The 15,483-nt window shown below is 57.0% G+C and carries 15 protein-coding genes; 8 read left to right on the top strand and 7 right to left on the bottom strand.

The genetic code is table 11. From position 1 onward, the window contains the following. Positions 1–45: 45 nt before the first annotated feature. Positions 46–1,578, bottom strand: coding sequence for an ABC transporter substrate-binding protein (locus JI62_RS01035; protein WP_240513092.1), 1,533 nt, complete (start codon positions 1,576–1,578; stop codon positions 46–48). A gap of 184 nt (positions 1,579–1,762) precedes the next feature. Here JI62_RS01035 and JI62_RS01030 point away from each other — a divergent pair, with 184 nt between their 5' ends. From JI62_RS01030 to JI62_RS01010, 5 genes are all read left to right on the top strand, one after another. Beyond that, positions 1,763–2,728 carry a LysR family transcriptional regulator gene (locus JI62_RS01030; RefSeq protein ID WP_088698406.1) on the top strand — a complete coding sequence of 322 codons (966 nt, stop codon included), beginning with the start codon at positions 1,763–1,765 and terminating at the stop codon, positions 2,726–2,728. Between the two features lie 117 nt (positions 2,729–2,845). Continuing rightward, positions 2,846–3,619, top strand: a complete 774-nt coding sequence (locus JI62_RS01025; protein WP_088698381.1) for a pseudouridine synthase — start codon at positions 2,846–2,848, stop codon at positions 3,617–3,619. Between the two features lie 11 nt (positions 3,620–3,630). Continuing rightward, positions 3,631–4,488 (top strand): tRNA cyclic N6-threonylcarbamoyladenosine(37) synthase TcdA, encoded by an 858-nt coding sequence (tcdA, locus tag JI62_RS01020; RefSeq protein ID WP_088698380.1) that lies wholly within the window; start codon positions 3,631–3,633, stop codon positions 4,486–4,488. A gap of 11 nt (positions 4,489–4,499) precedes the next feature. After that, the gene (locus JI62_RS01015) at positions 4,500–4,718 is read left to right on the top strand and encodes a DUF1653 domain-containing protein (protein ID WP_088698379.1); all 219 of its coding nucleotides are present in this window, start codon (positions 4,500–4,502) and stop codon (positions 4,716–4,718) included. 28 nt (positions 4,719–4,746) lie between these two features. After that, entirely contained in the window at positions 4,747–6,741 is a 1,995-nt protein-coding gene (locus JI62_RS01010; protein ID WP_088698378.1) for a RecQ family ATP-dependent DNA helicase, read from the top strand. Between the two features lie 9 nt (positions 6,742–6,750). On the opposite strand, the gene JI62_RS01005 is transcribed toward JI62_RS01010, so the two are convergent. The 6 genes from JI62_RS01005 to JI62_RS00980 form a co-directional block, all read right to left on the bottom strand. Next, positions 6,751–8,172: an FAD-dependent oxidoreductase gene (locus tag JI62_RS01005; protein ID WP_088698377.1), complete on the bottom strand. Its 1,422-nt coding sequence runs from the start codon at positions 8,170–8,172 to the stop codon at positions 6,751–6,753. After that, complete coding sequence (locus JI62_RS01000) at positions 8,172–9,104, bottom strand: polysaccharide deacetylase family protein (protein ID WP_088698376.1); 933 nt, start codon at positions 9,102–9,104, stop codon at positions 8,172–8,174. The genes JI62_RS01005 and JI62_RS01000 overlap by 1 nt, the downstream gene beginning before the upstream one ends. A 4-nt stretch (positions 9,105–9,108) precedes the next feature. Continuing rightward, complete coding sequence (locus JI62_RS00995) at positions 9,109–10,062, bottom strand: polysaccharide deacetylase family protein (protein ID WP_088698375.1); 954 nt, start codon at positions 10,060–10,062, stop codon at positions 9,109–9,111. A gap of 28 nt (positions 10,063–10,090) precedes the next feature. Further along, the gene (locus JI62_RS00990) at positions 10,091–10,756 is read right to left on the bottom strand and encodes an isochorismatase family protein (protein ID WP_088698374.1); all 666 of its coding nucleotides are present in this window, start codon (positions 10,754–10,756) and stop codon (positions 10,091–10,093) included. A 65-nt stretch (positions 10,757–10,821) separates the two neighbouring features. After that, positions 10,822–11,715 carry an isocitrate lyase/PEP mutase family protein gene (locus JI62_RS00985; RefSeq protein WP_088698373.1) on the bottom strand — a complete coding sequence of 298 codons (894 nt, stop codon included), beginning with the start codon at positions 11,713–11,715 and terminating at the stop codon, positions 10,822–10,824. Positions 11,716–11,758: 43 nt separating this feature from the next. Continuing rightward, positions 11,759–12,187 (bottom strand): nuclear transport factor 2 family protein, encoded by a 429-nt coding sequence (locus tag JI62_RS00980; RefSeq protein WP_240513091.1) that lies wholly within the window; start codon positions 12,185–12,187, stop codon positions 11,759–11,761. 213 nt (positions 12,188–12,400) lie between these two features. Between JI62_RS00980 and JI62_RS00975 the strand changes: the two genes are divergently transcribed. The 3 genes from JI62_RS00975 (at position 12,401) to leuD (ending at position 15,430) form a co-directional block, all read left to right on the top strand. Further along, entirely contained in the window at positions 12,401–13,207 is an 807-nt protein-coding gene (locus JI62_RS00975; protein WP_088698372.1) for a GntR family transcriptional regulator, read from the top strand. A gap of 145 nt (positions 13,208–13,352) precedes the next feature. Beyond that, positions 13,353–14,792 carry a 3-isopropylmalate dehydratase large subunit gene (leuC, locus tag JI62_RS00970; protein ID WP_088698371.1) on the top strand — a complete coding sequence of 480 codons (1,440 nt, stop codon included), beginning with the start codon at positions 13,353–13,355 and terminating at the stop codon, positions 14,790–14,792. Then, positions 14,792–15,430, top strand: a complete 639-nt coding sequence (gene leuD / locus JI62_RS00965; RefSeq protein WP_088698370.1) for a 3-isopropylmalate dehydratase small subunit — start codon at positions 14,792–14,794, stop codon at positions 15,428–15,430. Before leuC ends, leuD begins: the two co-directional genes overlap by 1 nt. Positions 15,431–15,483 lie beyond the last annotated feature (53 nt).

The raw sequence follows: 15,483 nt of genomic DNA, 5'->3' as shown, positions 1-15,483 counted from the left end.
CCGTGGCGAGATTGCCACGGCTGCCATTACGTCGATCACACGCCGTTACTTCCAGCTCGCCTCGTAGAAACGGGGGAGTTCGTCCGGGTAGGCGGTGAAGTCGAGATCAGCGGTGTGGGCGTAATAGGTGGAGTAGGAGAACAGCGGCGCCCAGTACGCTTGCTCGGAGATGCGGGCGAACGCTTTTTGGTAGTGCTCTGAGCGCACATCAGGATCTACCGAGGTGTCGGCGGTCTGAAGCCACTCTTGCACTTGGCTGTCCTGCCAGAGATCGTCAATACCGCCTGTGAAGTAGACGCTCACGAAGGCCGATACATCGTTAATAGAGAATGAGCCCCAGGCTTTAAACGACATATCGGTTTGGCCGTTACGCTGAAGCTCAAGTAGTGCGGGGGAGGTCATAAAGCGCAGGTTGGCATTGATGCCTACGGCGCGTAGATCGCCAATCATCGCTTCAGCGTAGTCGCGTTCCCGGTAGGCGTGAAGGTCGATATCAAAGCCATCGGCGTAACCCGCTTCGGCGAGGAGCTCACGGGCTTTTTCAGGGTCGTACTCATACTCGATGACGTCTTGTGTTTCACAGCCGAACTGGGTGGGAAAGCAGGGGGCGTAGAGGGCCTGGCTGCCGCCGCGTACTAGATCTTTAGCGAGGCCTTCCCGGTTCATGGCGTGGTTAATGGCTTGGCGCACGCGAATATCATGTAACGGCGAATCTTCTCGGGTCGCGGAGTCCAGGCCGATATAGCCGACGCGCATGGTTTCGCCGCCCAATACGCTAAGTTGGGGCATACCGCCTAATGATTCAGCTTGATCCGACGGTACGCGCCAAATCCAATCCACTTGCCCCGACATCAATTGCGCCATACGTGAGTCCGCATCGGCAATCGCCTTGAACTCGATATTGCCAATCTCCGGCTGACCAATGGGGCTATCGGTAAAATAGTCATCAAAGCGCGTCAGGCTGACGCCATCCCCCGGGCGGACATTGGTAATCCGGTAAGGGCCGGTGCCGACGGGCTCGCGGCTAAAGCCCTCGATACCGACTTCCTGGAAATACTCATCGGGATAAATCGGCATCGGGCCTGAAAGATACTCAAGGGCCGCTGGGAAAGGCTCCTTGAGATGAATGCGAACCTGGTAATCATCCAGTTTCTCAACGCTTTCGATCCAGTCGACATTCTGGCGTGTTACCACCCGCGACTCCGGTGACACCGCATAGTTGAAGGTGAAAACCACATCGTCGGCGTCGAAGGTCTCGCCGTTATGAAAGGTCACGCCCTCGCGAAGCACAAGATCCAAGGTCGAGTCATCGACCCACTCCCACTCTGTCGCCAAACGGGGCTCGTACTCATTGGTTTGTGGGTTGCGGTAAATCAGCGTGTCCCAGGCCAAATGGGCGAGAATCACCCCTTCGCGCAGGTTGTTATGGTAGGGACTAACGTTCTCAGGTTCGCTGTCAGAAGCATAGACCAGCGTGTCGTTGGCCTTGCCCGCCACTGCCGACGTGGCGAAGCCGAGTAACGTAATTGAAGCAGCCCAAGCGGAAACAGCCCGAGCGAGTTTGCGTTGTGGATGCATGTCATACCTCGTTATTTTTTACTAAGAAAGGTTATGAGCGTTTGGCGTACCAGCGGGGCTTTTTATTGTGTTGGATGAGTTGCCCTCTGAGTTAAAACTAAGCTATTGATTAGTCATGCCGCCAGTGCAATGTTTAGAATTTATCATTGCCATTTCGGCAATGATGATGGCGAAGGGAGCCTTTATGAATTCACGGGTGCTACAAGAAACCGCGTTACGCTATTTTTTAGAAGTCGTGCGCTGCGGCTCCATCAGTGAGGCTTCGGGGAAGCTAAACGTGGCGCCTTCGGCGATCAGTCGTCAGATTGCCCGGCTGGAAAGTGAGTTGGATACGCTGCTGTTTGAACGCCGTGCCCGGGGCATGGTGCCGAGCGCGGCAGGCGAACTGTTGGCGGTGCACGCACGCCATATGCAGCTGGAAGCCGACCGTATTGGCAGTGAAATTCTGGCGCTGCGTGGATTGCAGCGGGGCAAGGTGCGCTTGGCTAGTTCAGAAGGCTTTGCCGTGGATTTTTTACCGGCGGCCATCGCCGCTTTTCGCAAGCGCTATAGCGGTATTCATTTTCATTTGATGGTGGGGCCACCTGCCCAGGCGACCCGGCATGTCAGGGAGGGCAATGCAGACATCGGTATTACCTTCAGCCTAAAGCCCGAAGCAGATATTAGCGTCGCGCTTAGACAACCCGCGCCAATTATGGCGCTGGTTTCACCTGGCCATGAGCTAGCCACAAAAAAACACCTAACGTTAGCGCAGCTACAGCGCTATCCACTGGCGCTGCCCTCGCCAGAAACGACCCTGCGGCAGCTGTTTGATATTTGCTGTAGTCGCCAAAATCTGGCGTTTGAATCCATTTTTAGCAGCGATTACACCGAGGCATTGATTAACTTCGCTATGTTGGGAGGCGGGGTAGCGCTTGCCGGTGAGATCTCCGTTCGTTACCGCATTTATCAACAGCGTGTCGTCGCGATTCCTATTCGTGACCAGGGCATGGATTCCCGCTTTATCGAAGTCCAGACCCTCGCCAATCGCACCTTGCCGAGTGCTACCCAGGCTTTTTTGGCGTTTATTAACGAGCACATCCCGGGTGGGAAGCTGCCGTTTTTACCAAATCCACAGCTATTGACGGATATTCATGCGCCTTCTGAGTAAACATGGGGAAGTGATGCAGCATTGCTTGGATGACATCTCCCTGTCTAGCCGCGACAATAGCGACCTGTTGCCATTGTGATCGATCTTTTTTGTTGCCAGCTTTTACTCGGGAGCGTTATGACGCCACTTAACATCCTCTATCAGGATGAGCATCTAGTTGCAGTGCACAAGCCATCAGGGCTTCTCGTGCACCGCTCGGCGCTGGCCCGTGGCGAAACTGAATTTCTACTCCAGCGTTTGCGTGACCAGCTTGGTAAACGGGTATACCCAGTTCATCGGCTGGATCGTCCTACTTCTGGAGTGATCGTGTTTGCGCTCTCTTCAGCGGTTGCCGGGTTGCTCAGCGAAGCCTTTAGCGAACGTCACGTAGAAAAGCGCTATTTGGCGGTGGTGCGCGGTAAAGCGCCAGAAAGTGAACGATTGGATTACCCACTGCGGGAAGAAGACGGTACGCGGCCTAAGGCGGAGATGCCCGCCATGCCCGCGATGACCGATATTCGCCGCCTGGATAGCGTGGAGCTGCCAGTACAGGTCGACCGCTACCCGGTGGCGCGTTACTCATTGGTGGAGGCGCGGCCGCTGACCGGGCGGCGCCACCAGATTCGCCGCCACCTCTCCCGGCGGGGCTATCCGATTATTGGCGATGCCAAGCACGGTAAAAGTGTCCACAACCGTTTTTTTGCCGAGCAGATGGGGGCGCCGCGTTTACTGCTGGCGGCGACCTATTTGGCCTTTGACCATCCGCTGTTAGACAAGCGCGTGCAGTTGAGCTGCGCTTTGGATGAAACCATGATTGCGCTGTTTAATCAGCTTGGCTGGGCAGTGCATTTGCCGATGGACAGCGTGCGTACCCCGCCTCAGAAAACGCCCTCAGCCCTCCAAGCGCTATAAGTGAGTCTGCTATGTCCTCAACTGTGTCATTGACCTCGTCATCGGCTGCCACTGCCGACTCATCAAGTGACTATGAGTTTCGCTTTGGCGGCATTCGCCGTCTTTATGGCCAGCGTGCAGCCGAGACGTTTCGTCATGCCCATGTGGTGGTGGTAGGCGTCGGCGGGGTAGGAAGTTGGGCGGTGGAGGCACTTGCACGTTCGGGCATTGGCAAGCTGACGCTGATTGATCTGGACGACGTCTGTGTCTCCAACGTCAACCGTCAGCTCCACGCCCTGGATGGCACCATTGGTCAGCCCAAGGTGGAAGTGCTTGCCGAACGCTGCCGCTTGATTGCTCCAGAAATCGAGATTGTGGCCGACACCGCCTTCGTCACACCCACCAACTTGGCTGAGCGGATTCCTGATGACGCTGACCACGTGGTGGATGCCATCGACAGTGTGATTGCCAAAGCTGCGCTGATTGCTTGGTGCAAACGACGCAAAATTCCCATCACGGTGACCGGTGCGGCCGGTGGGCAAACCGATCCCACGCGTATTCAAGTTGCGGATCTCACCCGTACCGAGCACGACCCGCTGCTATCCAAGGTGCGCTCGCGGCTGCGTCGGGATTACGGCTTCTCCCGCAACCCCAAGCGGCGCTTCTCGGTGGAGTGCGTCTACTCCGACGAGCAGTTAATCTATCCCGGCGCCGACGGTGAAGTCTGCCTGCAAAAGCCCGGCAGTGGCGACGCCACGCGCTTGGACTGCGCCTCTGGCTTTGGCGCCGCCACATTTCTGACCGGCACCTTTGGTTTCGTCGCCGCCTCAAAAGTGCTGGAACGCTTGGCCAAAAAAGCCAATCAGCCAACTGCCGCAAACGCCACTTAAGAGGAAACCGAATGACCGCGCCCGTTCCCGGCATTTACCGCCACTACAAAGGCAGCCTCTACGAAGTACTCGGCACTGCTCAGCACAGCGAAAGCGAAGAGCCCCTGGTCGTCTACCGCGCCCTTTACGGTGAATACGGCCTCTGGGTGCGCCCGCTCGACATGTTTGTTGAAACGGTGACTAAAGAAGGTCTCACCCAGCCGCGCTTTGCGCTGGAGAAAGTGTTTTAAGTCGGAATTCCGCTATCAAGGAGTATTCATGCCCCCTATATCACCCCAGCAAACGCTGAAAGACGTATTCGGTTTTGACGACTTTCGTGGCGGCCAGCAGGCGGTGGTGTCCAGGGTGTTGGATGGCCACTCCACGGCGGCGATTTTCGCCACCGGTGCGGGAAAGTCGCTTTGCTACCAGCTCCCAGCGTTGCATCTGCCGCATCTCACCCTGGTGGTGTCGCCGCTGCTGGCGCTGATGCAGGATCAGCTCTCTTTTCTAAACCGCCATGGCGTGGCTGCCGCTAGCATTGATTCCACTCAAGACCGCGAAACGACGCGCGATGTCATGGAGCGCGCCAAAAGCGGTGAGCTGAAAATCCTGATGATCTCGGTGGAGCGGCTCAAGAACGAGCGCTTTCGCCACTTTCTGCGCCAAGTGAAGATCTCGCTGCTGGTGGTCGATGAAGCACATTGTCTTTCAGAGTGGGGGCATAACTTTCGCCCTGATTATTTGAAGCTGCCGGATTACCAGCGCGATTTTGCCATTCCCCAGGTGCTGCTGCTTACCGCCACTGCGACACCCACGGTGATTGCCGATATGGGCGAGAAGTTTGCTATCGCGCCAGAGAACGTCATCACCACCGGCTTTTACCGCCCCAATCTCGAACTGCTGGTGGCACCCGCTATGGAGGATCGTCAGCAGCAGTTGATTGAGTGGCTTAAACCCCAGATGCAGCCGGGCAGCGAAGCGCCAACGATTATTTACGTCACCCTGCAACAAACCGCCGAACGAGTGGCGAACGCACTGACAGCCCAGGGCATTACCGCCCAGGCGTACCACGCGGGACTAGATTCCCAGCGGCGGGATGAAATTCAGCGCCAGTTTATGGGCGGGGAATCGCCCTGTATTGTGGCCACCATTGCTTTTGGCATGGGCATCGACAAGGGCGATATTCGCAACGTGGTGCACTATGACCTACCCAAATCCATCGAGAACTACAGCCAGGAGATTGGTCGGGCGGGGCGTGATGGCCTGTCTTCCACCTGCCTGACCATGGCCGGGCGGGATGGCCTGCGGGTGCTGGAGAACTTCGTTTACGGCGATACACCCGAATACGCGGGCATCTACCGCCTGTTGGAAGAGATTGCTGCGGCAGGCCAATCGGCAGACCAACAGTGGGAGGTGCTACTCAATACGCTTTCCCGGGATACCAATATCCGCCCGCTGCCGCTGAAAACACTGCTGGTACGGCTGGAGATGCACGGCATTATTGCCCCGCGCTTTGCGTTTCTCGCCGAGTATCGGCTGCGCTACCATCTTGAGCCTAGTGAATTGGTAAATGGATTTGAAGGCGAGAGGGCGGCGTTTGTGCGACTTTTAGTCGATAATATTCTCATCGCCCGCACCTGGGGTACGGTGGATTTTGAGCGCCTACATCAGGCGGGGCAGGCGCAGCAGATTGACGCTTCCCGTGCTCGCGTCATTACCGCCCTTGAGTACTTTCAAGATAAAGGCTGGCTGACCCTGGAAGGCAAGCGGATGACCGATGTTTACGAGGTATGTCAGCCCAGTTTTGCCATTGAAACGCTGGCGAGCCAGCTGTATGAAGACTGCCTCAAGCGTGAACATATCGAGATCGAGCGGCTTCAGGCCATGCTGGCGCTGTTTGAGTCGGAGAGCTGCCTAACACGACGCCTGGCCGAGCATTTTGGCGATAGCACTTTTGATACGCCATCCGACACCGAGCAGGGGCGCTGTGGTCACTGCTCGGTGTGTTACGGCCACCCGGTAAAACTACCGGATGCACCTCCACAACCCGAATTAACGGCGGCTGATTTTCAGCGCAACGCAACGCCGCTGATTGAGCGTCACACCGACCAGTTTGGTCAGCTACCCAATGCACAGCGGCTGGCGCACTTCCTGTGCGGCTTTACCATGCCGATCTTCACCCCACTCAAAGCCCGCAGCCTTAATGGCTTCGCGATCTTTGAGCAGCGCTCCTATCCTGAAGTGCGCCAATGGGCGGAGGCAATGCTGTAGCGAGTAGCCCTAGGGCAATACTGCTGAACCGAGCTTCAAATGAAGCAGCTCAGCGGCACTTCTGCCCGCTACAGCCCCCAGCACCACAGCACTCAGCAGCCCATTGCCAGAAAGATAGCCGCTATCGTTGGAGCCTGAAACACCCCGGGCAGCGCCGCCTGCGGCGAACAGGTTGGGTAGCGCTTGGCCTTGGGTATTGAGCACGCGTGCAGTGCGATTCACTTCTAAACCGCCCTGGGTATGAAACAGCGCACCGGTCACGCGAATGGCGTAATAGGGTGGCTCGAGTAGGTTCACTGAGTCAAAACGGCGTCCAAACGCATCCTCCGTTTGCTGTTCGGCATGCTGCTGCATCTCCGCAAAGGTGGCCTGCAGCGCTGTTAGCGGCAGGTTCAAACCAGCGGCCATCTTTTCAAGGCTGGCAAAGCTGCGCACCGCGCCGCTCTCCTGGGCATTACGATAATCTTCAAACGCCTGAGCCGATTCATGAATACGGGCGTCATAAAGATTCCAGACAATTTTCTCCGGCTGGGCCAATACCTTGGCCGCTTGCTCTGAGTAGCCGCCGTGCTCGTTGGAGAAGCGCTCGCCGTTGATGTTGACCTGAATGCCGCCTTGCATCATCAGCGCCCAACTGATCAAAATCTGATGGGGCGTCGCCAGCGAGCCATGCCCCTGGCAGGCGCCCAAGTCTTTGGTGCTGGCGCCCATGGCCTGACCCCACAGCAGTGCATCACCTTGATTGCCTTCATGGCCGTAGTAGAGCGCGTGTTTGAGCGTGGGCAGGTAGCGCTCAACCAGCTCAGCGTTACCGCCATAGCCGTTGCAGGCCAGAATCAACGCATCGCAGCCGATGCTTTCGCGACTGCCGTCCGGGCGCTCAAGCGTGACGCCACGCACCCGCTGAGCGTCATCGACGTGTAAATCCACCACTCGCGCCTGGGTCAAAATATCGATACCCGCCGCCTCAATAGCGTTGAGCAGCGCGCCCATCAGCTCTTCGCCGGTTCGCCTTGGAGTAGCGTGCATGCGCAGGTGGCGGTGCCCAGGGTAGAGAAAGCCCTCCACCAGTTCAAAGGGCACGCTGTGCTGATCCGCCAGCCACTCGATGGTTTGGCCTGATTGAGTAGCGAGTAGTTCGACAATAGCTGGGTCTGCCTCAAAACCGTTCTTCTTTTGAATATCTTCCGCCATGGCTTCAGCAGAGTCAGTGACGCCCAAATCATGCTGAAAGCGCGTATTGGCCGCGGGAATAAAGCCCGATGACATCGCCGTACTGCCGCGGGGCAGGGCGTCGCGCTCTAAAACAGCAAGCTCAATGCCCGATTCCTGGGCGGCCAGCGCCGCGACCAGGCCGCAGGCCCCTGCGCCGATAATCAGCAGCGGAAGGTGGGCATCAAATCCGTCGTGTGTGTAGGGAAGTATCGCCATTACGCCTGCTCCGCAGCATGGTGGAAGGCATCCAGAATCTCACCCGCCGGGGCCTGCCACACTTCCGGATGCCCGTTAATATGGGCCAGCACTTCTTCTAAGCAGGCAATGCGATGGGGCTGGCCCACCAGCCAAGGGTGGAGGTTTAAGGCGAATAAACGACCGCCCTGCTCGCGAGACTCTTCCAACAGAAAATCGAAAGCGTCTTTCACCTGGGTCACCCAGGCATCTTCCGAGTGCAGGTTCTGGCTCATCACAAACTGGTCTTCGATCTCGGTGGCCAGCGGCATCATGGTCAAATTGCCTGTCTTGGTTTCACAAGCATAAGGCATATCGTCATTCACCCAGTCGGCGCAGTACTCAATGCCGTTTTCTGCCAGCAGGTCAGGGGTGTTGAAGCTTTGATGCTTGGCCGGGCTTAGCCAGCCGCGAACGGGTTGGCCGGTGACGCGGCGCAGGGTCTCCACGGAGCACTTGACCAGTTCGGCCTCCTCTTCGATGGGCTGGCCGCCGTAATGCAGGTGATCCATGTTCCAGCCGTGGGCGATAAATTCACCACCATGCTCTTTCAAGCGCTGCACCAGATAGGGCGTCTGCTCCGCCAGCTGTGCGTTGATCGCAAAGGTGGGCGTGATGTCGTGCGTGGCCAGCGCTTTGAGCACGCGATAGATGCCCACGCGGTTACCGTAATCTCGCAGCGAAAAGTGGCGCAGGTCCGGGTAAGGCATGGTCATGCCGTTAGGCACTTTAAACGGCATGCCGCGCTGGTTCAGCGGATAAAACTGCAGCGAGATATTGATCCATACCGCCAGGGTTTTGCCCTCGGGCCAGGTCACCTTCGGGCGTTCACTCAGCATCGACCATGCATAGCGCTCATGGTCGTAGCCGTGGCGGCGGTAAGGGTAGTCGAGATAGTCGTCATTGAGCGCCATAGCGTTATCCCTGTTTGCCTGCGGTGGCGGCCTGGGCCGCGATACTGTCGAGGGCGGCATCGTAATAGTTGGCTAAGTAGTAATCAGCAATCTCGCGCCCGGTGGCGACCCATACATCCGGATGGCCGGTGATGTACTCCAGCGCCTCTTCAAACGCCTTGATACGGTGTGGGCAGCTCACCTGATAGTTGTGGGTGGGAATGCACATCACCGTGCCAGACTCCGCGCCCTCGGCATATAGGCGGTCAAAATGGCGCTTTAGCATGGTGGCGTACTGGCGTGGCTCTACTTTGTTCACTGCGTAGACAATGGTGTCGTTCATCTCCAGCGAGTAGGGCATGGAGATAAACCGCTTACCGGAGCGAACGCTGATCGGCGTCGGCTGGTCATCGTGGAACAGGTCGCAGGTATAAAGCCCGCCTTTCTCGCCGAATAGCTCTTCGCCCACTTCAGCAAATAGATCCAGGGTGCGCTCTGAGTGGGAGAGCGCAGGCGCCAGATAGCCCGCGCAAGCTTGGCCGGTATGGCGGTGAATGGTTTCCATGCTGTCGCGGATCATCGCCCGCTCCTGGGCTTCGCTCAGGCCGTAGGTGTAGCGTGTGTTGTAGATGCCGTGGCTAAAGAACTCCCAGTCACGCTCGCGGCACATCTGGATAATCTCAGGGTGGTGCTCGCAGAGCGCCACCGACAGCGACACCGAGCCGCGAATGCCGTACTTCTCCAGCAGGGCCATTTGACGCTGGTGGCCAACCCGGTTGCCGTAGTCCCGAATGCTGTAGCCGGGCACCGAAGGGTGCGGATGCGGCCAAGGGTTGCGCTGGGGGTTCAGCGGCGGGTCGAGTTCGTAATACTCGATATTGGGGGCGACCCAGAAGGCCACCTTGGCGCCTCCTGGCCACTCGATTTTAGGGCGTTGGTCGTAGGCCCAGTAGTCGTAAACGCCTAGTGACTCTTTCATAACCGGCTCCTTTGAAACTTGGTAGGCCTTAGGCGTTGCCACTCAGCCATTCGAGTACATCGGCAACCGGCAGAACATCGGCGTACTTGAGGTGCAGGTCGGTCAGGTTGGCGTAGTGGTAGCTCTCGTGCTTGTCTGCCACGCACTCCATGGGCACGATGGTGCGGTAGCCCCGGGAAAGGCTCTCCACGGCGGTGGCTCGAATGCAGCCAGAGGTAGAACCGCCGGTAATAATCACCGTGTCGACCTGATGCCACACCAGCAGCGACTGCAGCGGCGTTTCAAAAAACGCTGAGGGCATACGCTTGGTGTAGATCACATCGCGGCTGCGGTCGATCTCGCAGCGCTCGTCGAATTCGGCCCGCTCAGAGCCGTACTTAATGTTTTGCAGCGAATCAGGCGTATCGGTGCGAGTGCCCCAAACCCCTGCGTCTTCGGCGGAGTCTAGAAAAGCGACGTGAGTCCAGACCACCGGCCAACCTTTCTCCCGAAAACCGCGTGCCAGCTGGTTGGTGTACTCCAACTGCTTGGGGTCGGTTTCGTAGGCGGTTTTGAAGAGATCGGTGCGGGTGTAGGCCTTTTGCGGATCGACGTTAACCAGCACCGCTTTGTTGCCAAAACCAAACGGCACCCGCTGAGGGTTAGCCATGACATCGTTAAAAATCTCTTTCGCCGTTTTGTCAGTGGTCTGCATCGTCGTCTCCTGAATAGTTATTTATTCGCACTTATAAATAATGGGCATGGTTTGGTGAGCGAGGGCTAGCGATTGTCGTACTGCTCGCCAAGCTCCAGCATCGCCTGGGTGCCTAAATAGTCGTTAAGCTGTTTGAAATCGAGCATCTGGTCGCGGAAGGCATCGGTGGTACCGTCCTGTTTTAGCGTGGCAAAGAAACGGCTGGCCATATGGGTAATCGCCCGCACCAGTGCGCCGGGGAAAATCACCAGCGAGAAGCCAAGGTCTTCAAGTGCCTGGGCGTTCTGCAGCGGTGTGTCGCCGCCTTCGACCATATTGGCCATAATCGGCACCTTGCCTTTGAACTGGGTCATGATCTTGCTGATATCTTCGTCGCTACGAATGCCTTCGATAAACAGCATATCCACGCCCGCTTCATAATAGGCCTGGGCGCGCTCAATGGCGCTGTCGGTGCCTTCCACGCCCAGCGCATCGGTACGGCCAATAATAAGCGTGCTGTCGCTTTCTCGGGCGTCCAGTGCAGCATGCAATTTGCCGACCATTTCGCTTTTGGAGACCAGCGTTTTACCGCGCAGGTGGCCGCAGCGCTTCGGATAGGTTTGATCTTCCAACTGAATAGCATTGGCGCCAGCGCGTTCCAACAGGCGCACGCTGCGCATCACATTCATGGCGTTGCCAAAGCCGGTGTCGCAATCCACGACCACGGATAAGTGGGTGCGCTCACGAATATGCGACATGGCAGTGCAAATTTCGGTAATGCTGAGCAGGCCAATATCCGGCCGCCCCAATTGGGTATAGGCCAGGCTGGCGCCTGAAAGGTAGACCGTGTCGAAGCCAGCTTGCTCGGCCAGGGAGGCGCCTAGGGCGTCAAACACGCCAGGAGCAACCACAATGGAGCTGTCTTGCAACTGCTGTTTAAGTTGGGCGGGCTGGTCTGTAGCGTGCTGTTGGCGTGTCATAGCTATCTCGTCATTGTAAGGTAAGCGAAAGGTAGGGTAGGCGTTAGCGGTAGCTGCTTGGTCTAACGACTAGCGCCAAGTCATTCCAAACGTCCTGGCGGGTAATCAAGCCATCGGTTAATTCAAAACGGTCAATAAAGCGCACGCCGGTGGAGGTGCTGCCATCCAACCACTCCACTGCCAGCTCGCCATGGCAAACCACTACGCTGTGGGTAGTGGAAGTGTCACAGTTTGGATAGCGGCAGAGATCGATGGCGTAAAGGATTTTGCTCACCCGGCGGTAGCGGGTTTTTGCCCACTCAACGACTTCGCTTAATTGCTGCATAGGCGGAGCGCCAGGGAACTGCATTACCACGTTAGCCGCCAGATAGCGCTCTGCACTGGCCAGGTCGCGGGCTTCCATGGCACTTAGAAAAGCGCGCACCTGCTTTACATCGTGGCTTTCTGAGTCAGTCATCTCTGCGTTAGGCATTTCGACTCTCTTGCAACTAGCTGCTCACGTGAGGCCACATCGTTAGCGATACGAAACAGCGCTGGTTCTGTGATAATGGCCTTCAAGTGGCAGTGATTGTGTTATTGATTAGCTGTCGATATGTATTATATGTAATACATTTTTATGTCTATTATTATCCCTACGTCAAGCCTGACATGAATTTTTTGAACAACATCCTGAGGAGAGGCGTGGATGAGTGAGGCACAATCCTCTGCGGTGGGCGGCACCAAATCCCACCGTATTTACCTGTTACTGAAAGATGCAATCTTGAGCGGGCGGCTGCCTGCGGGCAGTAAATTGCCCGGCGAAAATAAACTGGCGGAGCAGCATGGGGTGTCGCGAGTCACCGTTCGGCGTGCCATGGAAGCGCTGCAAGCGACGGGCATGGTAGAGCGTAAAGCAGGCGTGGGCACGGTGGTGCTGGAGCAGCCGCTGGATGCCACGGTGATGACCGCCAGCGTCTCAAACCTCATGCCCAATATGGTCAAGATGAGCCAGGCTTCTCAGGTGCGGCTGTTGGAGTTTGCCTATGTGCTGCCACCGGAAATGATTCGCGAGCGGTTAGGCATGGGGCCGAGTGGGAAGGTGCAGCGCTCGGTGCGGGTGCGTATGGTCGACGACAAGCCGTTTTCCCATTTGGTAACCCATGTGCCTGAATCGATTGCCCTGCACTACAACGAGATGGATTTAGCCAATACACCGCTATTTGTGCTGCTGGAGCGCAGCGGCGTGAAAGTTGATCACGCCTCCCAATCGATTTCCGCCACTCTGGCTAGCCACGAAGTGGCGGAAGCGCTGGATGTGGCCGTGGGTTCCCCGCTGATTTCACTGACCCGCGTGGTATTTGATGAGCAGGGCCGAGGTGTCGAACATTTGGATGCGCTCTACCGCCCTGATCGCTATCGCTTCCAGATAGATCTAGAGCGAAACGGCGATGATGACTCCCGCTACTGGGAACCGAAGGTGGGCGGAATGCCTACCGGCGGGAAGGCTGAATAGCGTCATTAGGCTGTTTTTTAATGTATTAAATTTAATACAGATTTAAAATTATAAAAAATACATTTGACCTGTGTTGTGGAATTGCGCTAGTTGTATTGGGTAAGAACGATAAGTCTAACGAAGGCCGAGGCAACGAGCGACGACCATGAGTACCCCAACAACGCTGTTTGACAAAGTTTGGCGCGCCCACGAGGTTCACCGTAGTGAAAGCGGTCAGAGCCTGCTGTGGATTGACCGCCACTTTGTCCATGAAGGCTCCTTCCATGCGTTCAATAAGCTGGCTGAACGCCAGTTGCCCGTTGCCCGGTCCGATTTAACCTTTGGTATTGCTGACCACTACGTACCAACGCTGACCCGCGACCTGGTAGGTGTTGCCGATCCCAAAGTGCGCTCAATGATCGAGCAGCTCTCCCGCAATACCCAGCAGCATGGGGTGGCGCTGTTTGGTCTTGATGACCCCCGCCAGGGTATTGTGCATGTGCTGGGGCCCGAACAGGGACTCACTCAGCCCGGCATGGTGATGGTCTGCGGCGATAGCCACACCGCCACCCACGGCGCCTTTGGCAGCATTGCCTTTGGTATTGGTGCCTCGGAAGTGGCCCACGTGCTGGCCACGCAAACCCTATGGCAGAGCAAGCCCAAGGTGATGAGGATTACGGTGGAAGGCCAATTGGCCGAGGGCATCACCGCTAAAGATATTGCGCTGACCTGGATTGCGCGCCTGGGCGCCGACGGTGCCCGCGGCTATGCCATTGAGTACGCTGGTGAGGCGATCCGCTCGCTCTCCATGGAAGCGCGGCTTACGCTGTGTAATCTCTCCATTGAGGGCGGCGGTCGCTGCGGCATGATTGCCCCAGACCAAACCACCTTCGACTATCTGCGTGACCGTCCCTGGATTCCGCAAGGGGAAGCTTTCAAACAAGCCTGCGCCTACTGGGCCACGCTCTACAGCGATCCAGGCGCCCGTTTTGATCTTGAAGTGACGCTGCATGCGGACGAAATCGCTCCCACGGTGACCTGGGGCGTCTCGCCTGAAGAGGCACTGCCGATTGATCGCGCTGTGCCCGACCCAGAGCAACTGAGCGATCCCGCGAAAGCGCGCCAGGCTCGGGAGAGCTTGGCCTATATGGGCTTAACGGCGGGCCAAAAGCTCACCGATATCAACATTGATCGGGTCTTTATCGGTTCTTGTACCAATGCGCGTATTGAAGATTTACGGGCCGCTGCCGCCGTGCTGGTAGGGCAAAAAAGTCGTGTGCCCGGCATGGTCTCGCCCGGCTCAACGCTGGTGAAAACCCAGGCCGAAGCTGAAGGATTAGACCGTATCTTTATCGACGCAGGGCTTGAGTGGCGACACTCCGGCTGCTCCATGTGCGTAGGCATGAACGGTGATTTAGTGGCCAGCGGCGAGCGCTGCGCTTCGACGACCAATCGCAACTTCAAGGGCCGCCAAGGGCCGGGGGCACGCACTCATCTGATGTCACCCGCTATGGTGGCCGCCGCGGCGGTGAGTGGGCGGCTAACCGATGTGCGTACGTTAACAGCGGGCGTTGATTCATCCGTTCAGGCTTCAGGAACTCGCTAATGCAACCTATTACCGTACTAGACACCCTTGGCGTTGCCCTTGCCGCGGCTAACGTGGATACCGATCAGTTGATTCCCGCGCGCTTTATGAAAGAGCCGCGCAGCGTCGGCTACGGTCAGTTTTTACTTTATGACGTTCGCCACAACGAGCAGGGCACACCGGACGCCGAGTTTATTCTTCATCGCCCTAATGCTGCCGACGCTGAAGTGATGGTCAGTCGCCGCAACTTTGGCGCGGGGTCATCGCGGGAAGCGGCAGTCTATGCACTGGTCGATTACGGCTTTCGCTGCGTGGTGGCGCCAAGCTTTGGCGACATTTTTGCGTCTAACGCCGTCAATAACGGCTTATTGCCCGCAGTGGTGGAAGAGGATGACGCCGAGCGTTTGCTAGCAGCCCTTGGTGATACACCGGCGGCCATTTACGTTGATTTGGAGAAGCAATTAATTCGTGTCGCTGCAGTAGAGGTCAGTTTTTCAATTAGCACCGTTTGGCGCACCAAGCTGCTGAACGGTTGGGATGATATTGATATGACCCGCCAGCACGCTAACACCATTACCGATTTCGCAGCGAACTACGCCAGGCAGTTCCCTTGGACAGCGCCCAGGCTTCCTGAGACCGAGATTATTAGTAAAGGGTAATGCCAAGGCTAAAACAATATTGGCAAACATTCTCATTACAACAATGTGCACGC

This window comes from Halomonas campaniensis (assembly GCF_002211105.1).
Taxonomy (GTDB): Bacteria; Pseudomonadota; Gammaproteobacteria; order Pseudomonadales; family Halomonadaceae; genus Vreelandella; species Vreelandella campaniensis_A.
Note: the sequence above shows the minus strand (reverse complement) of the source record. Positions and strands in the feature narration are given on the sequence as shown.